This is a genomic window from Boseongicola sp., assembly GCA_014075275.1.
In the GTDB taxonomy this organism is placed as follows: Bacteria; Pseudomonadota; Alphaproteobacteria; order Rhodobacterales; family Rhodobacteraceae.
The window spans coordinates 1,896,182-1,919,352 of record CP046179.1; the positions used below are offsets into that span (position 1 = coordinate 1,896,182).

Sequence of the window (23,171 nt, forward strand, 5' to 3'; positions counted from 1 at the left end):
GTCCTGCCGTGACCTGATAATTCATGCGCCGTCGATCAACCCATCATACAGCGCCGCGTACTCACCAGCCGAGGCCGCCCAACCGGCGTCCTGTTTCATCGCGTTTTTCTGCAATTGTGCCCAGGCGGTTTGGTCGGAGTATAATCCTCGAACCCGCGTCAAAGCCCCCGCCAAAGCATGGGCCGTCACCGGCGCAAACTGCACGCCCGTCGCCACACCCGATCGCATCGCCATCGGACTGGCGTCAATCACCGTGTCCGCCAATCCACCCGTCGTGGCCACCACCGGGATCGTGCCATACCGCAATCCGTAAAGCTGCGTCAGACCGCATGGCTCAAACCGCGATGGCACCAAAATCGCATCCGCACCCGCCATCATCCGGTGCGAAAGAGCCTCGTCATATCCGATCTTAACCGCAACATTCTGATGCTCGGTTGCCCGCAGAAATGCCGTTTCCAACGTTTTGTCACCCGACCCCAACAAAGCCAATTGCCCGCCGTGATCCACAAGCGCAGGCAGGGCCTCTAACAGCACATCAAGACCCTTCTGGTGGCTCAACCGCGAAACAACAACGCACAACGGTCCATCCGCCGCCGGTAGTCCTAACTCTTGCAACAGAGCGGCCTTGGCACGCCCCTTGCGCCTGGCAGTCTTGTAAGTGGCGATGTTTTCATCGGTGGCCGGGTTCCAAACATCCAGATCGATGCCGTTCAGAATACCCTGCAAGTCGCCCTCGCGATTGCGCAGCACCCCGTCCAAGCCCATGCCAAACTCTTCCGTTGTCAATTCCCGCGCATAGGTCGGACTAACCGTGGTCAGCTTGGTCGCAAACTGCAAACCGGCTTTCAAAGCCGAGATATTTCCCCAGAACTCAAAACCCGCTTCGCCGAAATCCGCAGGGTCAAGGCGCAGCCCAATCAACTTTTCAGCCCCGGCAATCCCATGAAACGCAATGTTGTGAATGGTCAGAACCGAAGGAACATCAACTCCCTGCTGTCGCAAATAGTAGGGCGCCAAACCAGCCTGCCAGTCATGGCAATGCACCACATCAGGTTGCCATCCGCCGACTCCATCCCGCGCAATCACCATCGCAACCCAGGAAAGAGCCGCAAAGCGTTCAGGATTGTCAGCAAAGTCCCTGCCAGCGTCGTCCAAATAAGGCGAACCACCACGGTCAAACAAATGCGGCGCGTCGAGAACCAACAAATCCAAACCAGAGACATTTGACGCCAGCACCTTAGCCGTGCCGCCAAACAAATCAGCGTCTTTTAGAACGACTTTGCTCTTACTCAAACCCGCCAGAACACCAGGATACCCCGGCAACAACACCCGCATCTGGACCCCGAATGGCGCCAAAGCCCCCGGCAGTGCGCCCACAACATCCGCCAACCCACCGGTCTTCACCAGCGGAGCACATTCAGACGCCACGGACAGCACTTTGGTCATTCAGAAGCGACCTTTGCATCCACCATTTCTTGCGTAATCAAAGTCACACCGCCTTCCGAAACCCGGAAGAAATCAGCATCCGCCACCGGATCTTCACCCACTACCAGACCTTCCGGAATCTGCACACCTCTATCGACAACGCAATTCGTCAATCGAGCAGACCGGGAAACGTTAACATACGGCAGCGCCACCACGTGATCCAAAACCGCGTAACTGTTTGTATGCACTTGCGTGAACAGCAGCGAATTGCGAATTTCAGTTCCCGAAATCACACATCCCCCCGACACCAACGAAGACACAGCCGAACCGCGCCGTTCTTCCTGATCATGGATAAACTTCGCAGGTGGCACACTTTCCGAGTATGTCCAGATCGGCCATTCCTTGTCCCAAAGGTCCAGATCAGGGTCGAAATCGGTCAGGTTGATATTTGCCTGCCAGAACGCATCCACCGTCCCCACATCGCGCCAATAAGCCGGGGCGTCACTGCGATGGCGCACGCAACTGTCAGTAAATCGATGCGCCTGCGCTTTGCCGTTCTTCACGATATCCGGGATCAGATCGCCGCCGAAGTCGTGGGTCGAGTCAGGATTGGTCGCATCCGCCAACAACAACTCGCGCAAGAAACTCCACTTGAAGACATAGATACCCATCGACGCCAAAGCATGATCAGGATCGCCGGGAATTGCAGGGGGATCGGCAGGCTTTTCCAGAAACTGAGTGATGCGGTCGGTGTCATCGACATGCATCACACCAAAGGCAGTCGCCTCCATCCGCGGCACCGTCAAACATCCAACCGTCACATCCGCATTCGTGTCTACATGCTGACGGATCATCAGTTCGTAATCCATCTTATAGATGTGATCGCCGGCCAAAATCAGAATGTAATCAATGTCATAGCTATCGACGATATCAATATTCTGGGTCACCGCATCCGCCGTGCCCACATACCATTTGTTCTCGTCCACACGCTGCGAGGCAGGCAGTATGTCCAGATACTCGTTCCGCTCAGCCCGGAAAAAATTCCAGCCACGCTGGCAGTGTCGAATAAGCGAGTGCGCCTTATACTGGGTCGCCACCGACATTTTCCGAATACCCGAATTCAGCGCATTGGAGAGCGCAAAGTCGATGATCCGCGTCTTGCCGCCGAAGAAAACGGCCGGTTTAACCCGATTGTTCGTCAATTCTTTCAACCGGGATCCGCGCCCCCCGGCCAGCACAAAGGCCATTGTTCTGTGGGCTAGGCGGTTCTGTGTCGCTGACATTCGTATCCTCCCCTTTTGTTATTCACCCTCGTACCGAAGGAAAATCACACTCAACGGGGGAATGGTGACTTTCGCCGACACCGGTTGTCCATGCCAACCTTCGGTGTCTGTCACGACTTCCCCGTAATTTCCGCGATTGCCGCCTCCGTAAATGGCCGCATCCGTATTCAACACTTCGCTCCATCGACCGGCTTCCGGTAAACCACACTGCCAATCGACCCGCTCGATTGGCGTGAAATTGCAGATCACCGCTACCGGCGCATCATCCGCACCCCCACGTCGCACCCAGACAAACGTGCTGTCTTCCGCCGCCCCGGCCTCGATCCAGTCAAACCCGTCCGGCTCACAATCCTTCAAGTGCAGCGCAGGTTCCCCGCGATAAAGCGTGTTCAGATCGCGCACCAATCGCTGCATCCCGCCGTGCTGATCATCGCCCAAACAAGCCCAGTCCAATTCCGCATCGTGGTTCCACTCCGCAGACTGTGCAAACTCCTGTCCCATGAACAACAGCTTCTTGCCGGGATGGCCCCACATGAACCCGTAATAAGCGCGCAGATTGGCAAACTTTTCCCACCGATCCCCCGGCATCTTGCCCAGCATACTGCCTTTGCCATGCACAACTTCGTCATGGCTGATTGGCAAAACAAAGTTCTCGCTAAAAGCGTAATGCAGACCAAAAGTCATCTGATCGTGGTGGTATTTCCGGTGGACGGGATCCTTCTTCACGTATTCCAACGTGTCGTTCATCCACCCCATACTCCACTTATAGCCGAACCCCAGACCGCCCGCGTCAACAGGGCGCGACACGCCAGGAAAACTGGTCGATTCCTCGGCAACCGTCATGATCCCGTCGACCTTGCCATAGGTCACCGAATTCATCCGTTGCAAAACCTCGATAGCTTCGAAGTTCTCACGGCCACCATCCTTGTTCGGCACCCACTCGCCATCTTTACGGCTGTAGTCGCGGTATAACATCGAGGCCACCGCATCCACACGCAGCCCATCCACATGATACTCTTCCAGCCAGTAAAGCGCGTTTGAGATCAAATAGTTGGAAACTTCCCGCCGCCCATAGTTGTAAATGAGCGTATTCCAATCCTGATGGAACCCCTCGCGCGGATCGGCGTGTTCATACAAAGCAGTGCCATCAAACCGACCCAACCCATGGGCATCAGTCGGAAAATGCCCCGGCACCCAATCCAGAAGCACCCCCAGCCCCTTCTGATGCGCCGCATCCACCAGATCTCGAAACTCGTGCGGCGGGCCAAATCGCACAGTCGGTGCGAACATCCCCACCGGCTGGTATCCCCAAGACCCGTCAAACGGAAACTCGCTGACCGGCAGCAGTTCCAGATGGGTGAACCCCATCTCAACCGCGTAATCGACCAGTTCTTCCGCCATTTCCTTGTAACTAAGCGGTCGCCCACCATCGTCAACCTTGCGGCGCCACGACCCCAGATGCACTTCGTAAACGCTGATCGGCGCAGTTCGGGCATTCGACGCCCCACGCGCCGCCATCCAATCACCGTCGCCCCAACCGTACCCGGCAATATCGCGCACAACGCTGGCATTCTCGGGTGGATGCTGACTGCCAAATCCCACGGGATCGGCCTTCAACGGCTGGGTCACGCCATCAATTCCGACGATCTCATATTTATACCCCGTGCCTTCGCCAAGGCCCGGCACGAACGTCTCCCAAACCCCGGTAGACCCGCGCGATCGCATCGGATGCCGCCGCCCGTCCCAGACATTGAAATCTCCAACAACCGAAACCCGCTGCGCATTCGGTGCCCAAACCGCGAAATGCGTTCCCCGCGCGCCCTCGTGGTCGATCACATGGGCGCCCAGCACTTTCCAGATACGCTCATGCGTACCCTCGGCCAGCAAGTATTCGTCCATCTCGCCCATGACAGGACCGAAACGGAAGGCATCTTCCATCTCCCACGACCCGCCGGCATCATCTTCACCCACTAGTAAGTAAGGCTTTGTCCCAGGCACCTTGCCGCTGAAAACACCTCTCACATCCGGCACCGCCGCCAGTGCATGACGTTTCCCAGCAACCACAGCGAACAGGCGCACCGCGCCCGGATCAAACGCCGTCACAAACCGCGAGCGCCCAAATTTATGCGGACCAAGGACAGAAAACGGATCGTCGTGCTGACCGACAACGATGCGCCGGGCATCGTCGATGGAAATGGCTGTTTCGGCACCGTCCGGCGTCTGAGGCATCCCAATCCCTGTCACTCTGCCCATTTAGTCGGGCAGTTCATTATTCAGCCGCGATATCCCGCAATGGCTTTGACGGAAGCGCGTCCCATATCTCAGCAGCATAACCACGAATGGTCCGGTCTGACGAGAACCAACCTGACCGCGCTGTATTCAGCGCCGCCATCCGCGCCCAGCGGGCCGGGTCACGGAATGCACCGTCGGCATCACGGGAAGCGCGCCAATAGTCGCTGAAATCTGACGCCACCAAAAAGTAATCCGGTCCTGCGATGTTATCCGCAATGCCCCGGAACCGGTCATGATCGCCATCAGCAAAAGTGCCGTTGCGCAACGCATCCAGCGCCCGCGCCAATCGCGGATCAGCCGCAATCGCTTTGCTGGCATGGCCATCGACCGCACGACGTCCATCCACTTCTTCAGACCTAAGCCCAAACAGAAAGAAGTTGTCCTCGCCCACATGCTCGCGGATTTCCACGTTCGCACCATCCAGCGTGCCAATCGTTAGCGCGCCATTCATCGCAAATTTCATATTGCCGGTGCCCGAGGCCTCTTTGCCCGCCGTCGAAATCTGTTCAGACAAATCCGCTGCCGGGATCAACCGCTCGGCCAGCGTCACGTTATAGTTTGCGGGGTACACCACCTTCAGCCATTTCGACGTCACCGGATCATCATTCACTACCCGGGCAACCGAATTGATCAGATAGATGATGTCCTTGGCAAACCCATACCCGGGCGCCGCTTTGCCGCCGAAGATCTTGACCCGTGGTGTCCAGTTCCCATTCGGATTGTCGCGCATCTCCTGCCACAGCGCGATGGCTTCCAGAATGTTCAGATGCTGACGCTTGTATTCGTGAATACGCTTGATCTGCACATCGAACATGGCCTCAGGATCAACCTGAACACCCATCTCAGACGCGATCCAATTCGACAGCTCAGCCTTGTTTCCCCGCTTGGCCGCGCCAAAACGATCCAGGAACCCGGCGTCATCCACATGTGGTTCAAGCTGTTGAAGTTCCTCGGCATTCCCGATCCAACCGTCGCCGATCGTCTCGGAAATCAAGCCAGACAAGCGTGGGTTACAGGTTTTTAGCCATCGTCGCGGCGTAACCCCGTTTGTGCGGTTCACAATCCGTTCCGGGTGCACCTGATGCAGATCGCGGAAGACGGTTTTCTTCATCAATTCCGTATGCAGCGCCGAAACACCGTTCACTTTCGACGCCATGATAAAGCTCAATTCGCCCATCTTGACCTGGCCGTGTTCACGGATCGACACGCCGGGATATTGCGCCTTGTGCGCCTTATCAATGTCGTCAATCAGCCCAAGGTGACGCGGCAAAAGATACCCCATTAACCCGTCCGACCAACGCTCTAACGCTTCAGGCAGCAACGTGTGGTTCGTGTAGTTCAGACACCCGCGCGCCGTCTCAATCGCATCTGCCAGCGGCATCTTACGCTCGTCATGCAGCAGTCGGACCAATTCGGGGCCCGCAATCGCCGGATGGGTGTCGTTCAACTGGATCGCGACTTTCTTCGGCAGATCACGCAGATCCGAATGCTCAGATTCAAACCGTCGCAAAATATCGCGCAGCGAGGCTGCCGTGAAGAAATATTCCTGCTTCAGGCGCAGCGTCTTACCGCCGTCCGTCGTGTCATCGGGATACAAAACCCGGCTGATTGTCCGTGCCAGCGCCTCAGGCTCTGCCGCCCCTGCATAGTCGCCACGGTTGAACCGCTCCAAGTCCAACAACTTCTTCGGCAATGCCCCCCAAAGTCGCAGTGTATTGCCCCAGTTCCCCTGCCAGCCGATCACCGGCGTGTCGAAACCTTGCGCGATCACCGCCTCGTGCGGACGCCAGACAAAACGGCCGCCCTCGTGGCGCACTTCGCCGCCGAAACCAACCTCATAGGCCGCCTCAGGGCGCTCAAATTCCCAGACATGCTCTTGATTCAGCCAGTCTTCAGGCTCTTCCACCTGCCGACCATCTTCGAACCGCTGCCGGAACAACCCGTGTTCATAGCGAATGCCATAGCCATAGGCCGGGATACCCAGCGTCGACAGGCTTTCCAGAAAACACGCCGCCAACCGGCCCAACCCGCCATTGCCCAGCGCCGCATCCGGCTCATCATGCACGACCTGATCAAACGGCAAGCCAAGGTCATCAAAAACCGCCTTCGCCTCGTCCAGAACGCCGGTGTTGACCATCGCGTCTTCCAACAGACGCCCGATCAAAAACTCCATGGAAAGGTAGTAAACACGCTTAGCGCCCGCGCGATACGTCGCGCGCGTCGAGTCAAACCACGGATCCACAATCCGGTCACGCACGGCCAATGACAGGGCCACACGCCAATCATAGATCGTCGCATGTTCCGCATCTTTGCCAATGGCATATTTCAGGTGGCCCAGAATATCGGCCTTCAAAGCGTCGCGTGACATCGTCAAACCTTACAATCGGCGGACAACCCACCGCCGTTAGCGTTAACTTTTCATGTATCGAACTTGCGGCAGTAAATGCAACAACCACCTGAGTCTATAGACGCATTCTCTTAACGACGTGCCATAACAGCAGAAAGCCCGAAACTGACGCTGCGACACAGCCCCAGAACTGGAAATAACGTCCAACTTCGGGCACCGGCACTACACCGGGCGACAAACACATCACGATGGCCCCCGCACTCAGCAGCAAAACGATGTAGGACTTCATGCGTCCCGCCGTCTGTTCGGTGCTGGCGCGCAACACACAGGCATCGACCGAGATATGAGTCAGCCAGACAAAGAACCCCATCAAACCATGCAGCAAAACTAACACCGGAACGGTTGTTGCTACGCCCAACACCGCAGTCGCCAATCCCGCAAACCCCGATGTCACGAACAGAAACCAGTTGCGTTGCAAAATCGCCAATCCAAGGCTCATCACTCCGGCGGCCACCATCCCTCCAACCGGCCATGCCGCATCCACCAATCCGAACACATCGCTTCCGTGTCCAAGGTCATTGCGGATAAGGCCGGACAGCACCGCATTCGAAAGCTGCCCAACCGGCAAAACTACCAGCGCCAACAGCGCAGCGACCCGAATCTCCGGGTTCGTTCGAAAAGTCCGAAAACCCACTGACAATTCCGCCAGATAGGTCAATGGCTTCGGGCCGCCCGCCGATTTGATCGCTACGGCCAGGTATCGCGCCGCAAATATTACACCGAACGACGTCAATGCAGATCCGGCAAAACCAGCGAATGCACCAAAAGCATGGATGACCCAACCCGCCGCTATCGTCCCAACTGTCGTCGCCAATAGATGCGTGGTGCGCAGCCGGGCCAACAGCACCATAACCTCGGCGTCCTCCGCATTCGCACGGATCAACGCGTCATGCGCCAGCTGATACAAAAGGCGCAATAACTGCGCCCCAAAGGCCACCGCAAAGAACAAAAGCGGGGTTGTCCAACCAAAGGCCAACGCTGCTCCACCGCCCAGCATAACGCCCGCAACCCCTAAATGTGCTAACGCTGCGATTACCCGGCGATCCTTACGGTCAACAATAGTCCCGAGCAGAGGGCCGCCCAGCATATTGGCCAGCATTGCAAGAATGAAAACCTGCCCCACCACGGCTACTTCGCCGGTCACAACTAACGTCGTCCAGCCTATGCACACCAGATAGGATCCGCGCGACAAACCCGCGAAAACCTCCATGATGAATAGCCAAAGATGGTTACTGCGCATTGGGCCGCCCAATCAGCGGCCTTCAGCGTCCGCTAGACACTCATAGTCGCAGCCACGGCCTTTTTCCACAGATCGTATTTGGCCGCGCGATCCGCCTCATCCATTGCAGGCTCGAACCTTGTCTCAAGCGCCCAGTTTTTGGCGAACCCTTGTTGATCGGGGTAAATACCCGCTCGCATTCCGGCCAACCAGGCCGCACCCAAGGCCGTCGTCTCCTGCACTTCGGGTCGATCCACCGGCGCACCGATGATGTCGCTCAAAAACTGCATGGTCCAATCGCTGGCCGACATGCCGCCATCAACCCGCAATGTCCCCTTCAACTCACCTGGCGCGTCTGCCGTCATCGCTTCCAGCAAATCCCGCGTCTGATAACCAACGCTTTCCAGTGCCGCCCGCGCTAGCTCCTCCGGGCCTGAGTTTCGCGTCAAACCAAACACCGCACCCCGGCTCTCCGGGCTCCAATAAGGTGCGCCCAATCCCGTAAACGCTGGCACCAACACCACCGATTGCGCTGGATCTGCCTTTTCTGCCAAAGGCTGCGTCTCCGGTGCTTCGCGAATGATCTTCAACCCATCCCGCAACCACTGGACAACCGCGCCCGCAATAAAGATCGAACCCTCCAGCGCATAGGTCGGCTTCCCGTCCAGCTGATAGGCCACCGTCGTCAGCAATCGGTTCTGCGACCGGATCGGCGTATCGCCCGTATTCAATAGCGCAAAACAGCCAGTGCCATAGGTCGATTTCATCATCCCAGGCTCAAAACACGCCTGCCCTACGGTCGCCGCCTGCTGATCGCCCGCAACGCCCAAAATTGGGATCTCGCGCCCGAACAGATCGGCCCGCGCCATCCCGAAATCAGCCGCCGAGTCATTTACTTCCGGCAACATCTCCATCGGCACGCCCAAAAGCTCGCAAATCGTGCTGGACCATCCGCCTTTTCGTATGTCGTACAGCATCGTCCGGCAGGCGTTTGTGGCATCCGTCACATGGGCCGCGCCGCCGGTCAGCCGCCAAATGATGTAAGTATCCACCGTCCCGAACAGCAATTCACCCTTTGCCGCCCGTTCGCGCGATCCCGGATTCTGGTCCAATATCCACTTCAGCTTGGTCGAACTGAAATAAGGATCAAACAGCAGCCCGGTCTTCGCCGTGATCGTCTCTTCATGCCCCGCGGCAACCATCTCGGCGCAATACTCCGCCGTGCGCCGATCCTGCCAGACAATCGCGTTGTGCAACGGCTCGCCCGTCACCTTGTCCCACACCAACGTCGTTTCCCGCTGGTTGGTAATCCCAATGGCCGCAATGTCGTCCGCCGAAATCCCGGTCTTTTCGATCACAGCCCGACATGTTGCCGCCACCGTCGACCACAGATCCGAAGGGTCATGCTCAACCCAACCACTGGCCGGGTAATGCTGCGGAAACTCTTCCTGCGCCATTCCGACGATCTTCATTGCATCGTCAAACAAAATGGCACGGCTTGACGTCGTGCCCTGATCAATCGCCATGACGTAACGCATGGGGCTTCTCCCTGATGTCTTTTCTTTTGTTCTAGCGCGCCTAAGACGCCGCTTCCACCTGTCGGCCAGTCATCCACGCATCCAGCGCCTCAATCTCGGCCTCATCCATCCGCAATCCCAGCTTTGACCGCCGCCAGACCACATCCTCGGCCCGACGCGCATATTCCTTCTCCATAAGCCAGATTACTTCGGCTTCGGTTAAAGTCGCGCCAAAGTTCCGGCCTAAATCTTCCGGGGTCTCAGCCGCCCCCATCAATTCGCTTGCCTCGCTGCCATAGGCCCGCACTAAACGGCGGGCCCAACGGTCGCCCAGAAACGGGTGGGCAGCCACCAAATCAGCCACCAAGGCCTCAAACCCATCCACCAGAAAGTCCCCGCCAGGCAAAGCCACCCCGGCCGTCCACTCATCACCCATCTCATCGAAATGCACCGCCAGCTTCTTCAATGCACCTTCTGCCAGCTTGCGATAGGTGGTGATCTTACCGCCAAACACGCTGAGCATCGGCGCACCGTTGTCATCCACCGACAACACATAATCCCGCGTCGCCGCTGTCGCCGATTTCGCACCATCATCATACAAGGGCCGCACCCCGGAATAGGTCCAGACCACATCTTCTGTGCCGATATCCTGTTTGAAATACTGGTTTGCAAAGGCCAACAAATAGTCCCGCTCTTCATCGGTGCAGGCCGCATCCGAAGGGTTCCCGTGATACTCCTTATCCGTCGTCCCGATCAGCGTGAAATCCGTCTCATAAGGAATCGCAAAAATGATCCGCCCATCTTCGCCCTGAAAGAAATAGCACTTCCCATGGTCGAACAGGCTTTTCGTGACAATGTGGCTTCCCTGAACCAACCGAATACCTTCAGATGAATTCAGCCGCGCAATCCCCTTCACCACGTCCTCAACCCAAGGCCCGCCCGCGTTCACAATCGCCCGCGCCATATGAATGGCTTGCGCGCCGCCTTCCGTTTCGGTCGTGATCTTCCACAAGTCCCCGTCACGTTCGGCTGAAACGACCTTGGTGCGCACCAATATCGTCGCGCCATGTTCCTCGGCGTCGCGTGCGTTCAACACAACCAGCCGGGCATCCTCGACCCAGCAATCCGAATACTCATATGCATACTGAAACCGATCCTCGATTGGCTCTCCCGCCGGGTCGATAGCCAGGTTCAACGTCTTCGTTCCCGGCAAAATCTTCCGCCCGCCCAGATTGTCATACAGGAACAGCCCCAGCCGGATCATCCACCCCGGCCGCCGCCCCTTCATCCAGGGCATCACCGTCTGCAATAGTTTCGCCGCCGGAGTCGTGGTCTCAAACCGCATGTCCTTGTGATAGGGCAGTACAAACCGCATCGGCCACGAGATATGGGGCATCGCCGTTAGCAATGTCTCGCGCTCTTTCAGCGCTTTGCGGACCAGATCAATCTCAAAATACTCTAGATACCGCAGGCCGCCATGAAACAGTTTGGTCGAGGCAGAAGACGTCGCAGACGCCAGATCGTTCATCTCGGCCAAGGTTACCTGCAAGCCACGGCCTTGAGCATCCCGCGCAATCCCGGTGCCATTGATCCCGCCACCAATGATAAAAAGGTCGCTCACCTGTTCGGTCATCGCCTAGGTCCTAATATAGAAAGTTCGTTTGAAGATCGGTATTTTCTTTTCGCTCACATTCTCTCAAATCCAACCTATCCATACAATTGCAAAAAACCACTCAATTACTGCGGCAATCAGCGCAAGTGGCGAACACCCAACCCAATAGACAGCCCTAAAATGTTCGTTATATTCGCCTAGAAACCAACCCGAACACGACACCCACATCATGCCCGAAAACATCCGCCTCGGCCAAATCCTCGACCTCGTCCGCCGCGACGGCAAGGTCACCACTGATTCGCTCGCCCAAACCTTCGATGTGACGGTTCAAACCGCCCGCCGCGACCTTGCCGCCCTCTGCGACACCGGCCAACTCACCCGCGTCTATGGCGGCGCGGTCCTGCCATCGGGCACCCGCAACATCGGCCACCACGACCGCCAGACCCTCCACGCCGAAGCCAAAACCGCCATGGCCCAACTCATTGCCGCCCGTATCCCGAACGGAGCCTCCGTCTTCCTCGACATCGGCACCACGCTAGAATCCGTCGCTGAAGCGCTCAGAAACCACCAGAACCTCATGGTCATCACCAACAACCTCCACGTCGGTAACATCCTCGCTTACGCACCGGGCATCGACGTCATCCTGACCGGCGGCCTTTTGCGCCCTGCCGACGGCGGCCTCGTAGGCGAAGTCACCGCCGAATTCGTCCAACAATTCCGCCCCGACTACGCCCTCCTCGGCGCATCGGCCCTCAGCGCAGACGGTGACGCCCTTGATTTCGACTTCCGCGAAGTCCGCGTTGCGCAGGCCGTCAAAAAACGCGCCCACCAGTCGATCCTCATGGCCGACTCCTCCAAATTCACCCGCTCCGCCCCGGTCTGCATCGCCCAGATCGCCGACTTCAATACCTTCGTCACCGACGCCCAGCCCCCCGACACCGTCCAATCTGCCTGCCGCGAAACAGGCTGCAAAATCCTCACCCCTTGATCTTCTTCTGATCAGAAATACTCCCGCCTCAAGCGTTGCCTGCAACGCTGACCCGGCAGGCAATTGTTTTCAATTGCCGAAAGGGGAGGCACCGCGACGCGCCGAAGGCGCGGCGCAAAACATCGAATGCGCCAGAGGCGCTCCTTTCAACGTCCCTTTGCCAGTTCTCAATCCCGCGCTAGGTTCATGCCTGAAAGGACCAACACATGCCGCGTGCCCTCTTCCTCGCCTTGACGATCCTCGCGACGACGACACCCGCTCACTCGCAAGACCGTCGCCCCAGCCACTGCATCGCCATCGCCGATGCCGCTCCGGGGCTCAAATACCTGCACAAGGCCAGCTTTTCCGATCCGCTGCCAACAGAATTCACGGTCCGTCTCACCTACCTCGACCACTCAATGTATCTGTTGCAAACCCATGGCGGTCTCGCCGCCGTCACTGACTACACCGGCTATATCGGCGAGGGCGACCTGATCCCCAATGTCGTCACTATGAACAACGCCCACGACAGCCACTGGACCGCCTTTCCTCACCCCGAAATTCCCCATGTCCTCCCCGGTTGGTGGCAAAACAGTGAACCCGCCGACCACCACCTCGACCTTGACGAGATGCTTGTGCGCAATGTCACCACCGACATCCGCAGTAGGTTCGATGGAACCACTCGCATCAAAAACAACAACTCAATTTTTGTCTTTGAAGTCGCGGGGCTTTGCATCGGCCATCTCGGCCACCTCCACCATGAACCCAGCAACGAACAATACGCCGCGCTTGGCCGCCTCGATATCGTCATGGCAGCAGTCGACGGCGGCCTGACGGTCGACACACCCACCATGGTCCGCATCATAAAGCGCCTTAAATCCTCGATCGTCCTGCCCATGCATTGGTTCTCACGCTTTTCGCTCGACAGTTTCCTAGCTGGCGTGCGCGACGAGTTTGATATTCAGCGTCCCGGAAACAGCTCACTCGAGGTTTCACTCAGAACTCTGCCGCGTCGCCCCACCGTCATCGTCCTGGAACCGCGCCTTCTTCCGGCGTTCGACGATTGACACTTCGGGCCCGGGTCCGCACCTTCGCGCCATGCTGACCGCCTTCACAGACGACCTCGCCAATCAATTGGCCACCCACGCCCCCGATGTGCCCCTGAAACAAGCCGCGCCGCGCTACCTCGAAGACCCGCGCGGCAAGTTTGAAGGCCTCCCCGGCTTCGTCGCCGCCCCGCGCACCAGCGAAGACACCGCCCGCATCCTTGCTTTTGCAAACACGCACAAATGCCCGATCCAACCCTACGGCGGCGGCACCGGTCTCGTCGCGGGCCAGATCACCCTATCCGGTCCCACGCCTCTGATCCTGTCGATGGAAAACATGACGGCGATCCGCGACATCCGCCCGACCGAATACAGCCTCACTGCCGAAGCAGGGGTCACCATCGAGGCCATCCAGAACGCCGCCGCCGAGGCAAACCGCCTCTTCCCCCTCAGCTACGCCAGCAAAGGCACCGCCCAGATCGGCGCGGGCCTCTCGGTCAACTCCGGTGGCCTCAATGTGTTGCGCTACGGCATGGCCCGCGACACCTGCCTGGGGATCGAGGCTGTCCTGCCCGACGGCTCCATCCTCCACGGGTTGAAACGCCTCAGAAAAGACAACACCGGCTACGATCTGCGCCACCTCATAATCGGGGCCGAAGGGACGCTTGGCATCATCACCGCCGCCGCCCTGAAACTCAGCCCGCAACCGCAAAACATCGCCACCGCCTTCCTGCAAGTCTCAAGCCCTGCCGCCGCCCTCGACCTTTTAGCGATGCTCTGGGATCAGGCGGGCGAGGTTGTCTCAGCCTTCGAACTCATCGCCGGCACCGGCCTTGACATGCTGGCCGAAACTTACCCCGACACCCGCCAACCCTTCGACACCCCGCCGGAATGGTCCGTCTTGGTCGAAATAGGCACCGGCGCCAGCACCGACGCCACGGAAATCCTCGAAACCCTCTACATGCTCGCTCATGAAAAAGGCCTCACCGGCGATGGCATCATCGCTTCCAGCGGCCAACAACGCGACGCCTTCTGGACGGCGCGCGAAACCATGCCCGCCGCCAACAAGGCCATTGGCTCGATTGCGTCCCACGACATCTCGGTTCCCCTGTCAGAACTCCCCGGCTTCATCGACGCGGCCGACACAGCGATCAACAAGCTCGGCACCTTCCGCATCAACGCCTTCGGCCACCTCGGCGACGGCAACCTCCACTACAACATCTTCCCGCCCAAGGGCCGCAGCCGCGACGACTATCGCAACCTCTCGCCCCAGATCACCCGCATCGTCCACGACCTCACCGACGAACGCGGCGGCAGCGTCAGCGCCGAACACGGGCTGGGCCGCCTGAAACCCGACGAGTTGAAACGCTACGGCGACCCCACCAAAATCGCCCTGATGCGCCAGATCAAAGCCACGCTAGACCCCAACGGCATCATGAACCCCGGCGCAGTGCTCCCTGAAGGCTGACAACGGCATTTGTCGCCGTAGCATGTCGAGAAAGCACAATGATCTAAAAGCTGTTCGCCGCGGTTGCCGCTTATGACGCGCGCACCAAATGCTCACATCAAAAGGCGCAAACCCGCCCACTCTGCATTCGGAACCGAGCCAGAAGGCTGATTTCGACCTCTCAGATCTGGGTCCAGCCCCATCAATTGGATTTTCACTGCCAAGAACCGAACAACGTCAGCTCTGCGGACAAAGCAGTCAGTCGTCCATCATCTGACCCAATAGCAGCTACGCGGGAAAATCTCCCATCGATGAGACTGCATAACCTTGACACACTCCTAGTGATCATCAGAGAGTTTTTGAGGTGTTGGATAGAGTTCCCGGAGGCTTAAATATCAAAATTCTCCACATCGTCCCCCCCAAAAAATTTCTGAACCATGTCGTTGATTTTTCCGTGGCGTTAAACCGAGGTGACAACGTCTATGCCTGTATCGCAGCGAGTAGCGAAATTAGCTGTGCCGAAGTTTCATGCGATCCGGATATCGGCACAGGTTTCGGCGCAACAGCGTTCCAGGAGCCGGAGGACATGAATGCTCAGGCAGGCGCGATATTTGTCCATACGCTTTGGGAACACATGTGCGATCGGCTTGGCAATGCCCGTCCAGAAACTGCCCTTGTCTGGTGCGGGATGGGTGCCTATTATATTCGCTTCGCTCCGGCATTCCGGGGCCGCTTGCTGCTGTCAGCGACAAAATGGCAGGCTACCTTGGGCAAGTGGAATTCCCATTTGTCGGCAGCTGCGCACCACAAAACGATGCGATGCCATGGGATCAGTTGGCTCAGCCAATGATGCTGTTCAGGGTCTGAGACGGGCGCATCACTGCCGAAGTCTTGGCTATATCGGTGCGGTAATATCCACCCAGATTAATAGCGGGGCCTTGTGCTGCAGCAAAATCAGCGAGGATTTTCTCTTCATTGGCCGACAGTGCCTCGGCGATCGGGGCGAAATGCGCCGCAAGGGCTGCATCATCTGACTGCGCGGCCAAGGCCTCGGCCCAATACCGGGCGAACCAATAGTGACTGTCGCGATTGTCAGGCTCACCCAACTTGCGAGATGGCGAGCGACCGTTGTCGAGGATGCCCTGCGTAGCGTCTTCGACAGCTTTGCCCAAGACGCGCGCCTTCTCGTTGCCTTTGGTGTCGGCAAGGAAGGTCAGGCTTTCCCCTAATGCGCAAAATTCACCAAGACTGTCCCACCGCAGGTGGTTTTCCTCGGTCAGTTGCTGCACGTGCTTCGGAGCAGAGCCGCCTGCGCCTGTTTCAAACAGTCCACCGCCATTCATGAGTTTCACAATCGACAGCATCTTTGCTGAAGTTGCCAATTCCAAAATAGGGAACAGATCCGTCAGATAGTCACGAAGGACGTTGCCAGTAACCGCGATGGCGTTGTCACCCTTGGTGATTGTTTCAAACGAAGCGCGCGTCGCTTCGCGCGGAGCTAGGATTTCGAACTTGTCGGCCACATCCCGCGCTACCAAGATCGGTTTCAAGTAGGCGATGAGTTCGGCGTCATGCGCGCGGTTTTCGTCCAACCAGAAGATCGCGCGGCAGCCCTCCACCTTTTGGCGTGCAATGGCAAGGTTCACCCAGTCTTCGATCGGAGCTTTGCGGGTGGAGGCCGCGCGCCAGATGTCGCCCGGTTCCACCGCGTGTTGATGCAGAACCGTACCGTCATCGAGGATCATTTTGACGGTGCCCGCCTCAGGGATCTCGAACGTGGTGGGGTGCGAGCCGTATTCTTCCGCCTTTTGCGCCATCAGGCCGATGTTTTGAACGGTGCCAGCCGTGGCAGGGTTCAGCTTGCCGTTCTCTTTGAAGAATTTGATCGTCTCGTCATAGATTGGGGCATAGGAGTTGTCGGGAATGATGCAATTGGTGTCTTCCTCCTTGCCGTCAGGCCCCCAGCCTTTGCCACCCGCCCGGATCAACGCTGGCATCGAGGCGTCAATGATCACGTCGGAGGATATATGCAGGTTTGTCAGACCTTTGTCGGAATCTACCATATACATGGGTGGGCGGTCAGCCATGCAGGCGTCGATATCTGCCACGATGGCGGCATCGTCCTTCACCCGCGCAAGCAAATCACCAAGACCGGAATTCGGGTTAACGCCGAGATCAGCCAATGCATCGCCATGCGCTTCAAAAACCGGAGCGAGGTAAGCCTTGACGCCATGGCCGAAGATGATGGGATCGGAGACCTTCATCATTGTTGATTTCAAGTGCAGCGAGAATAGGGTGCCCTGCGACTTCGTCTTTTCGATTTCGGCTGCCAAGAAGTCCTTAAGCGCAGCCGCGCTCATGAACGTGGCATCAACGACAGTCCCAGCGGGATACTCGATACTCTCCTTCAGGGTTGTTTCGCCGGTTGAAGTTTCAAGCACAATCTTGGCGACAGCGTCTTTTCTTAGGGTGCTGGAGACTTCGTTGGAACAAAAGTCATTGCCGGGCATGGACGATACTTGTGTTTTGCTGTCCGCCGTCCAGTCGCCCATGCGATGTGGGTTTTTTTGGGCAAAGCTCTTCACGGCTTTTGCGGCGCGTCTGTCCGAGTTGCCTTCGCGAAGAACCGGATTCACGGCTGAACCCTTGGCAGCGTCATACTTGGCGCGCACCGATTTTTCAGCGTCCGTTTCCGGCGCATCGGGGTAGTCTGGCAGGTTAAATCCCTGGGACTGCAGTTCATTGATGGCGGCCACCAATTGCGGAACTGAGGCCGAGATATTCGGCAGCTTGATCACGTTCGCCTCAGCCGTTTTCACCAAGCAGCCCAGTTCTGCAAGGTCATCGGACTGGCGCTGATCTTCGCTGAGATGCTCTGGGAAGGAGGCTAAATACGCCCAGCCATGCTAATGTCCTTTGTCCCCACGGTTACGCCAGCGGCGGCTGCATACTTCTGGATGATCGGCAGCAACGACGCAGAGGCCAGTTCCGGTGCTTCGTCCACTTTTGTGTAAATGATGTCGGACATGAATTGCTCCCATTGGCTGAAGTAGGGGCCTCATACCTGACACTTACCTAGGCGTCGACAGTATACCGTCGCATACGGTGCGACAAAACCGTCCACTCAGGATGGCGATCGGAATATCTTTATCTCTTGGCCGCGTAATAGGATACGCGCCGTTCCAGATAGGCCAGAAACTCAGAGATGGTGAAGGCCAGTGCGAACAAGACGATCAGAACTGCCCAGAAATGCCCCATCAGAAAATTAGCTGAATAGAGTTCAAACAAGGCTCCGAAGCCAACGATCGAGATCAGAAGCTGTCCGATGATCACGCCTTTTACAGCCCGTATGATGCCGATGCGAACGCCTCCCAGAATTTCAGGAAGAGCTGCCCAGAAGTAAATTTTGAAGAACGCATCGATAGGTGACGCACCGAAACAATGCGCCATTTCAACCAGTGACCGGTTGATCTGTTTCACACCGGCGCGCGAATTCAGAATGATGATCCATATCGCAAAAAGCGTCGTCGTGATAATGATCGACTTCATACCAAAGCCGAACAGGACCATCAGCACAGGAACCAAGGCAGTCAGTGGTGCACTAAGAAAGACGTTCACCCAGGGCAACAGCAACTCGTCAAGCAAGCGGTTCTTGCCCATCAGAATCCCAACGGGGATACCAATCACGATGGCGAAGAAAACGCCTGCGCAGAAGGCATAAGCGGTTTCGAATAAGGCTTTTTGGAAGGCGGAAGTTTGAATGACCTCGAAAAGTGTGACGAAGACTTCGGATAACGGCGGAACAAAGAACGTCGCGCCTGTCTGACCGACAATTTCCCAGAGAAGACCCCAGAGGATCAGCGAAGACATGCCCGGCAGGCGATAGCCGAAAAGTGTCATGACCTACTCCACATAGGACCGCAGCGAGGCCCAGATTTCGTCGACAATGTCGAGGTATTCCGGATCGCGGCGGATGTTGTCGACGCCCTTATAGCGGAAACTGCTGGGGCGGATGATTTCGGAAACCCGGCTGGGGCGCGGCAGAAGGATCGCGATCTGGTCAGAGACATAGACCGCCTCTTCGATGGAATGTGTGACAAAGATGAAGGTCTTGTTCTCATTCTGAACCAGGTTCAACAGGTCTTCCTGGAACTTGCGCCGGGTCTGTTCGTCGACGGCTGAAAATGGTTCATCCATCAACAACACTTGGCTGTCCACGGCCAGTGCGCGCGCAAGGCCAACACGTTGGCGCATGCCACCGGACAGCTCGTGCGGGTAAGCGTTTTCAAAGCCTCCGAGGCCGACCTCTTTGATATAACGTTCCGCCTTGGCGTCGCGTTCGGATTTGGCGACACCGCGCATTTCCAGCCCGAAGGCCACGTTGCGCAAGACTGTTGCCCATGGCAGCAGCGCAAAGTCCTGAAACACAAAGGCCCGGTCGGGGCCGGGGCCAGTGACGGTCTTGCCGTTCACCTCGACCTCGCCCGATGTAGGTTCCAACAACCCCGCGATGATCTTCAACAACGTGGTTTTCCCGCACCCCGACGGTCCGAGCAGCGAGGTCAACTGACCGCGCGTAAATTCCAATGACAGATCGCGCAGCGCCTCCACCTCGCCGTAAAACTTAGTGATATTGCGGGTCGAGACGGCGCTTTCCGGCACGTCCCCGACATCAGCGGGCGTAGGTTCAGTCTGAGACATAGCCACGTTGGTTTCCTTTGAAGAGAACGGATTCGATCTTTTCCAAAAGGTTCAGGAACAGAACCGCAAGAACGATGATCGAGAAGATTGCAGCATACATGCTGGGATAATCGGCAATGGACCGGCTGAATGTGATGATATCGCCGACACCGGTAGGTGTGATTTTTAATTCCGCCAGAATCGCGCCGATGAAACCGGCCGACACACCAAGGCGCAGACCGGCGAATATTACGGGTGAAGCGGCGGGTATAACGATCCGCAACAAGATTGCCGGGTCGGAGGCGAGGTATGCCTTGCCCATTTCCTTTAGGTTTTCGGGTGTATTGCGCACCGCGCTGGCAGTGTTCAACACGATGACTGGCATTGCCATGATACACACAACCAAAACCTTGGATGTCAGCCCGATGCCGTAGGCGAGAACCAACAAGGGGATCAGTGCGGCCAGCGGTGCGGCCTGCATAACGATGAAAATCGGGGAAAACAGCCATTCAAAAAAATTGTTGAGGCCGACCCAAAGGCCGATACCGATGCCAAGGAACGCGGAAATCGCAACGCCGACGACCAGTGGCTGCAAGGTTTCGGCATAAGCCGAGACCAGGGTGCCATCAACGGCCATCCTCCAAAGCGCGGCCATGGATTCAATGAATGTAGGAAAGGCAAAACTAACCGGGACACGTCCCGCAATCTCCCACGCGCCGAACAGGATCAGGGCGCTTACAATCTTTAGAGTGGTTGCACGGTTCATCGCGTGTTGCGTCCCGATAATGGCCGCCGCGCCCAGTCGAGCGCGGCGGCCATTGGCTTAGTTCATTGCGGCGTCAAGCGGAGCGAGATACCAGAAGTCTTCGATGTTCAGCGTGCTGGCGTCGCCGTCGAGCTGACCGGCGGAGGAATACCATTCCATGTCCGCCTGTGCCGCGGCGCGACCGCCGCCGTTTGGATCATATGTCCGTCGTCAGGGTTTTGGGAACCAAGAGTTGCTTAAACAAGTAAAGAGTTTGGCTCGTCTGGTTGATGTTATTATGCGGCGCGCTGTCTGTGATGCAAGCGCCGCGCTTCGAGCGTCTTTCGTTTGATCCTTTCCCGTTGTCTTAGAATGGCTTTGTCACGCCCGAAGTAGACGTCGGCGGGTGTGACGTTGTTCAGGCTCTCGTGGTAGCGCTTGTGATTGTAGTGATCGACGAAGGCTTCGATCTGGGTTTCGAGGTCTCCCGGAAGGAAGTAGTTCTCCAATAGGATGCGGTTCTTCAGGGTTTGATGCCACCTCTCGATCTTGCCCTGTGTCTGGGGATGATATGGTGCGCCCCGAGAATGCTTCATGCCTTTGTCCTGCAGCCATTCAGCCAGATCGCCAGAGACGTAACTGGACCCGTTGTCGCTGAGGAGGCGGGGTTTGTGGATGACGTGAACCTGATCGCACCCTGATGCTTGTAGCGCCAAATCCAGGGTGTCCGTCACGTCCTCTGCCCGCATGTTCGTGCAGAGTTTCCACGAGATGATGTAGCGGCTGTAGTCGTCCAGGATTGTGCTGAGATAGAACCAGCCCCAGCCAAGCACTTTGAGATAGGTGAAGTCGGTTTGCCAAAGCTGGTTGATCGCAGTGGTCTTGTCTTTGAACTCGTTTGCCGCCTTGAGCACGATAAAGGCCGGGCTGGGGATCAGATCGTGGGCCTTCAGGGCCCGATAGACTGAAGATTCCGAGACGAAGTAGCGCTCCCGATCCGTGAACGTCACTGCCAGTTCGCGCGGCGACAGCTCCGTCTCCTGCAGCGCCAGCTTGACGACCTTGCGCCGGACTTCGTCGGGGATGCGGTTCCAGACATGTCTGGGCTTAGGCGCTTGATCCACAAGGCCAGCGTCGCCGCGCTGCCGATACCGATCATACCAACGGTAAAATGTGGTGCGGGGGATGCCCAGCTTTGCCAATGTTCGACGAGCAGACAAATGCGACCCCTCAACAAGCCGGATGATCTCCAACTTCTCAGATGCAGCATACCTCATTCTTGGTCGCCCCCACCGCCGGTCATGCTTTTTTTGAGAAGACGCAGTTCCAGTGTTTGCTCGGCAACGACCTCCTTCAGGTCTCGGGCTTCGCGGCGCAGGTCCTTGACTTCGTCGGTCGTAGCCGCACGCGCCGTATCTCCAGCAAGCCGCCGTTTGCCAGCTTCCATGAAGTCCTTGGACCATTTGTAGTAGATACCTTGAGATATTCCCTCACGACGGCACAACTCAGCAATGCTGTCTTCGCCACGCAAGCCATCCAGCACGATCCGGATCTTCTCTTCTGACGAATACTGTTTGCGCGTCGCGCGCTTGATCTCTTTGACGATCTTCTCGCCGGGGCTCCTGCGAGTTCCAGTTGTCTGTCTCATGTCCCACTCCTCAGTGGTTACGATGAGCCAACAACTCTCTCTTATCAAATAACGCTATTTGGACCCATAGGCGCTGACTTCAGACACCCCTCCAACAACACCGCAACCAGCCCGGTGCCGGAGGTGATATCAATCGATCCCTGCATGTAAGCCGACCAGCTACGCAATGGCAGAACCACAGTCGCACCCGTTGCGATTGACCCAACAGCTAGGCCACCAGAAATATCGACTGGACCGGCCCCTGTGGCCTGCACAGTCGTTCCGCCGTCCCCATCGATAACTGGTGAAATGGCTCCCCCCGTAGGATTGCGCAGCACAAGAACCAGGTCGAGACCAGAGTCATAAGTAAATGTGTCGCTGGAACCATCCAATGTGGTTTCTGTAACTGTGATCACTCCGCCAGCGCGGGTGTCTGTTGCAACGATGGTTGCCATTTTCATTTCTCCTAAAATTCGGCACCACAATTGATGGATGCCAGCCAGTCTAAGGCAGCCACCTCTCAATGGCCGCCAAGTTTCATTGCTGTAATCAGTTTGAATTGGCTTGCTGGCATTTGCTGGCCAGCGCCGTGACCGCCTCGCCCAACCTTGCCTCGCCTAAACGTGCCGCGCCACGCCGCGCGCTGCCTCTCCGCACCGCTCCATGACCGCCGAAGCCCGACATACCACGCCTCGCCGTTTCATAACCACCTCGCCTGATCTCGCCGAGCCATAACTTACCTATACTTGATGCACCTTGACCGCCAAAACTTGCCACGCCGCACCTTACCGCGACACGCCATACCGAACCGTGACACTCCGTAACCGCCTTGCCCGAACATGCCTCAACCCGCCATACTTCACCGGACCACGCCGTACCAAAACCGCCCTATCTTGCCTTGACC

Annotated in this window: 16 protein-coding genes and 2 pseudogenes; 4 read left to right on the forward strand and 14 right to left on the reverse strand. The window is 57.4% G+C overall.

What is annotated here, in order from left to right:
- Positions 1-21 precede the first annotated feature (21 nt).
- From glgA to GKR98_09610, 7 genes are all read right to left on the reverse strand, one after another.
- A complete protein-coding gene (gene glgA / locus GKR98_09580; protein ID QMU58421.1) occupies positions 22-1,446 on the reverse strand; it encodes a glycogen synthase GlgA in 1,425 nt (474 codons plus the stop codon).
- Positions 1,443-2,708, reverse strand: a complete 1,266-nt coding sequence (glgC, locus tag GKR98_09585; protein ID QMU58422.1) for a glucose-1-phosphate adenylyltransferase — start codon at positions 2,706-2,708, stop codon at positions 1,443-1,445. Before glgC ends, glgA begins: the two co-directional genes overlap by 4 nt.
- 18 nt (positions 2,709-2,726) lie before the next feature.
- Positions 2,727-4,937: a 1,4-alpha-glucan branching protein GlgB gene (gene glgB, locus GKR98_09590; protein ID QMU58423.1), complete on the reverse strand. Its 2,211-nt coding sequence runs from the start codon at positions 4,935-4,937 to the stop codon at positions 2,727-2,729.
- Between the two features lie 40 nt (positions 4,938-4,977).
- Positions 4,978-7,368: a glycogen/starch/alpha-glucan family phosphorylase gene (gene glgP, locus GKR98_09595; protein ID QMU58424.1), complete on the reverse strand. Its 2,391-nt coding sequence runs from the start codon at positions 7,366-7,368 to the stop codon at positions 4,978-4,980.
- A gap of 94 nt (positions 7,369-7,462) precedes the next feature.
- A complete protein-coding gene (locus GKR98_09600; GenBank protein ID QMU58425.1) occupies positions 7,463-8,647 on the reverse strand; it encodes a hypothetical protein in 1,185 nt (394 codons plus the stop codon).
- Positions 8,648-8,679: 32 nt separating this feature from the next.
- Positions 8,680-10,164 carry a glycerol kinase GlpK gene (gene glpK / locus GKR98_09605; protein ID QMU58426.1) on the reverse strand — a complete coding sequence of 495 codons (1,485 nt, stop codon included), beginning with the start codon at positions 10,162-10,164 and terminating at the stop codon, positions 8,680-8,682.
- A gap of 40 nt (positions 10,165-10,204) precedes the next feature.
- Positions 10,205-11,776 carry a glycerol-3-phosphate dehydrogenase gene (locus tag GKR98_09610; protein ID QMU58427.1) on the reverse strand — a complete coding sequence of 524 codons (1,572 nt, stop codon included), beginning with the start codon at positions 11,774-11,776 and terminating at the stop codon, positions 10,205-10,207.
- 208 nt (positions 11,777-11,984) lie between these two features.
- Here GKR98_09610 and GKR98_09615 point away from each other — a divergent pair, with 208 nt between their 5' ends.
- The 4 genes from GKR98_09615 to GKR98_09630 all read left to right on the forward strand — a co-directional run bounded on the left by GKR98_09615 (position 11,985) and on the right by GKR98_09630 (position 16,065).
- Entirely contained in the window at positions 11,985-12,743 is a 759-nt protein-coding gene (locus GKR98_09615) for a DeoR family transcriptional regulator (protein ID QMU58428.1), read from the forward strand.
- Positions 12,744-12,949: 206 nt separating this feature from the next.
- Positions 12,950-13,789, forward strand: a complete 840-nt coding sequence (locus GKR98_09620) for a Zn-dependent hydrolase (GenBank protein ID QMU58429.1) — start codon at positions 12,950-12,952, stop codon at positions 13,787-13,789.
- Positions 13,790-13,820: 31 nt separating this feature from the next.
- The gene (locus tag GKR98_09625; protein QMU58430.1) at positions 13,821-15,236 is read left to right on the forward strand and encodes an FAD-binding protein; all 1,416 of its coding nucleotides are present in this window, start codon (positions 13,821-13,823) and stop codon (positions 15,234-15,236) included.
- A gap of 433 nt (positions 15,237-15,669) precedes the next feature.
- On the forward strand, positions 15,670-16,065 hold the full coding sequence (locus GKR98_09630; protein ID QMU58431.1) for a hypothetical protein: 396 nt from the start codon (positions 15,670-15,672) through the stop codon (positions 16,063-16,065).
- Here GKR98_09630 and GKR98_09635 read toward each other — a convergent pair.
- The 7 genes and pseudogenes from GKR98_09635 to GKR98_09665 all read right to left on the reverse strand — a co-directional run bounded on the left by GKR98_09635 (position 16,055) and on the right by GKR98_09665 (position 22,722).
- Positions 16,055-18,243: pseudogene (locus GKR98_09635) on the reverse strand (NADP-dependent isocitrate dehydrogenase). The gene GKR98_09630 and the pseudogene GKR98_09635 sit on opposite strands and share 11 nt — an antisense overlap.
- A gap of 119 nt (positions 18,244-18,362) precedes the next feature.
- Entirely contained in the window at positions 18,363-19,115 is a 753-nt protein-coding gene (locus GKR98_09640; GenBank protein ID QMU58432.1) for an ABC transporter permease subunit, read from the reverse strand.
- Positions 19,116-19,118: 3 nt separating this feature from the next.
- The gene (locus GKR98_09645) at positions 19,119-19,916 is read right to left on the reverse strand and encodes an ATP-binding cassette domain-containing protein (GenBank protein QMU58433.1); all 798 of its coding nucleotides are present in this window, start codon (positions 19,914-19,916) and stop codon (positions 19,119-19,121) included.
- The gene (locus tag GKR98_09650; protein QMU58434.1) at positions 19,903-20,661 is read right to left on the reverse strand and encodes an ABC transporter permease subunit; all 759 of its coding nucleotides are present in this window, start codon (positions 20,659-20,661) and stop codon (positions 19,903-19,905) included. The genes GKR98_09645 and GKR98_09650 overlap by 14 nt, the downstream gene beginning before the upstream one ends.
- Positions 20,662-20,718: 57 nt before the next feature.
- Positions 20,719-20,862 (reverse strand): annotated as a pseudogene (locus GKR98_09655) (ABC transporter substrate-binding protein).
- A gap of 74 nt (positions 20,863-20,936) precedes the next feature.
- A protein-coding gene (locus GKR98_09660) for an IS3 family transposase (GenBank protein QMU58435.1) occupies positions 20,937-22,288 on the reverse strand; the annotation gives its coding sequence in 2 pieces (ribosomal slippage) (positions 20,937-21,950 and positions 21,953-22,288; 1,350 coding nt in all).
- A gap of 44 nt (positions 22,289-22,332) precedes the next feature.
- Entirely contained in the window at positions 22,333-22,722 is a 390-nt protein-coding gene (locus tag GKR98_09665) for a hypothetical protein (protein ID QMU58436.1), read from the reverse strand.
- Positions 22,723-23,171 lie beyond the last annotated feature (449 nt).

Bases quoted from the DNA above. Each gene is read 5' to 3' on its own strand.
- GKR98_09620 (QMU58429.1), top strand. From the start codon at position 12,950: ATGCCGCGTGCCCTCTTCCTCGCCTTGACGATCCTCGCGACGACGACA.
- GKR98_09615 (QMU58428.1), top strand. From the start codon at position 11,985: ATGCCCGAAAACATCCGCCTCGGCCAAATCCTCGACCTCGTCCGCCGC.
- GKR98_09625 (QMU58430.1), top strand. From the start codon at position 13,821: ATGCTGACCGCCTTCACAGACGACCTCGCCAATCAATTGGCCACCCAC.
- GKR98_09600 (QMU58425.1), bottom strand. From the start codon at position 8,647: ATGCGCAGTAACCATCTTTGGCTATTCATCATGGAGGTTTTCGCGGGT.
- GKR98_09665 (QMU58436.1), bottom strand. From the start codon at position 22,722: ATGGCAACCATCGTTGCAACAGACACCCGCGCTGGCGGAGTGATCACA.
- glgP (QMU58424.1), bottom strand. From the start codon at position 7,368: ATGTCACGCGACGCTTTGAAGGCCGATATTCTGGGCCACCTGAAATAT.
- GKR98_09645 (QMU58433.1), bottom strand. From the start codon at position 19,916: ATGTCTCAGACTGAACCTACGCCCGCTGATGTCGGGGACGTGCCGGAA.
- glgA (QMU58421.1), bottom strand. From the start codon at position 1,446: ATGACCAAAGTGCTGTCCGTGGCGTCTGAATGTGCTCCGCTGGTGAAG.
- glgC (QMU58422.1), bottom strand. From the start codon at position 2,708: ATGTCAGCGACACAGAACCGCCTAGCCCACAGAACAATGGCCTTTGTG.
- glgB (QMU58423.1), bottom strand. From the start codon at position 4,937: ATGCCTCAGACGCCGGACGGTGCCGAAACAGCCATTTCCATCGACGAT.
- glpK (QMU58426.1), bottom strand. From the start codon at position 10,164: ATGCGTTACGTCATGGCGATTGATCAGGGCACGACGTCAAGCCGTGCC.
- GKR98_09610 (QMU58427.1), bottom strand. From the start codon at position 11,776: ATGACCGAACAGGTGAGCGACCTTTTTATCATTGGTGGCGGGATCAAT.
- GKR98_09640 (QMU58432.1), bottom strand. From the start codon at position 19,115: ATGACACTTTTCGGCTATCGCCTGCCGGGCATGTCTTCGCTGATCCTC.
- GKR98_09650 (QMU58434.1), bottom strand. From the start codon at position 20,661: ATGAACCGTGCAACCACTCTAAAGATTGTAAGCGCCCTGATCCTGTTC.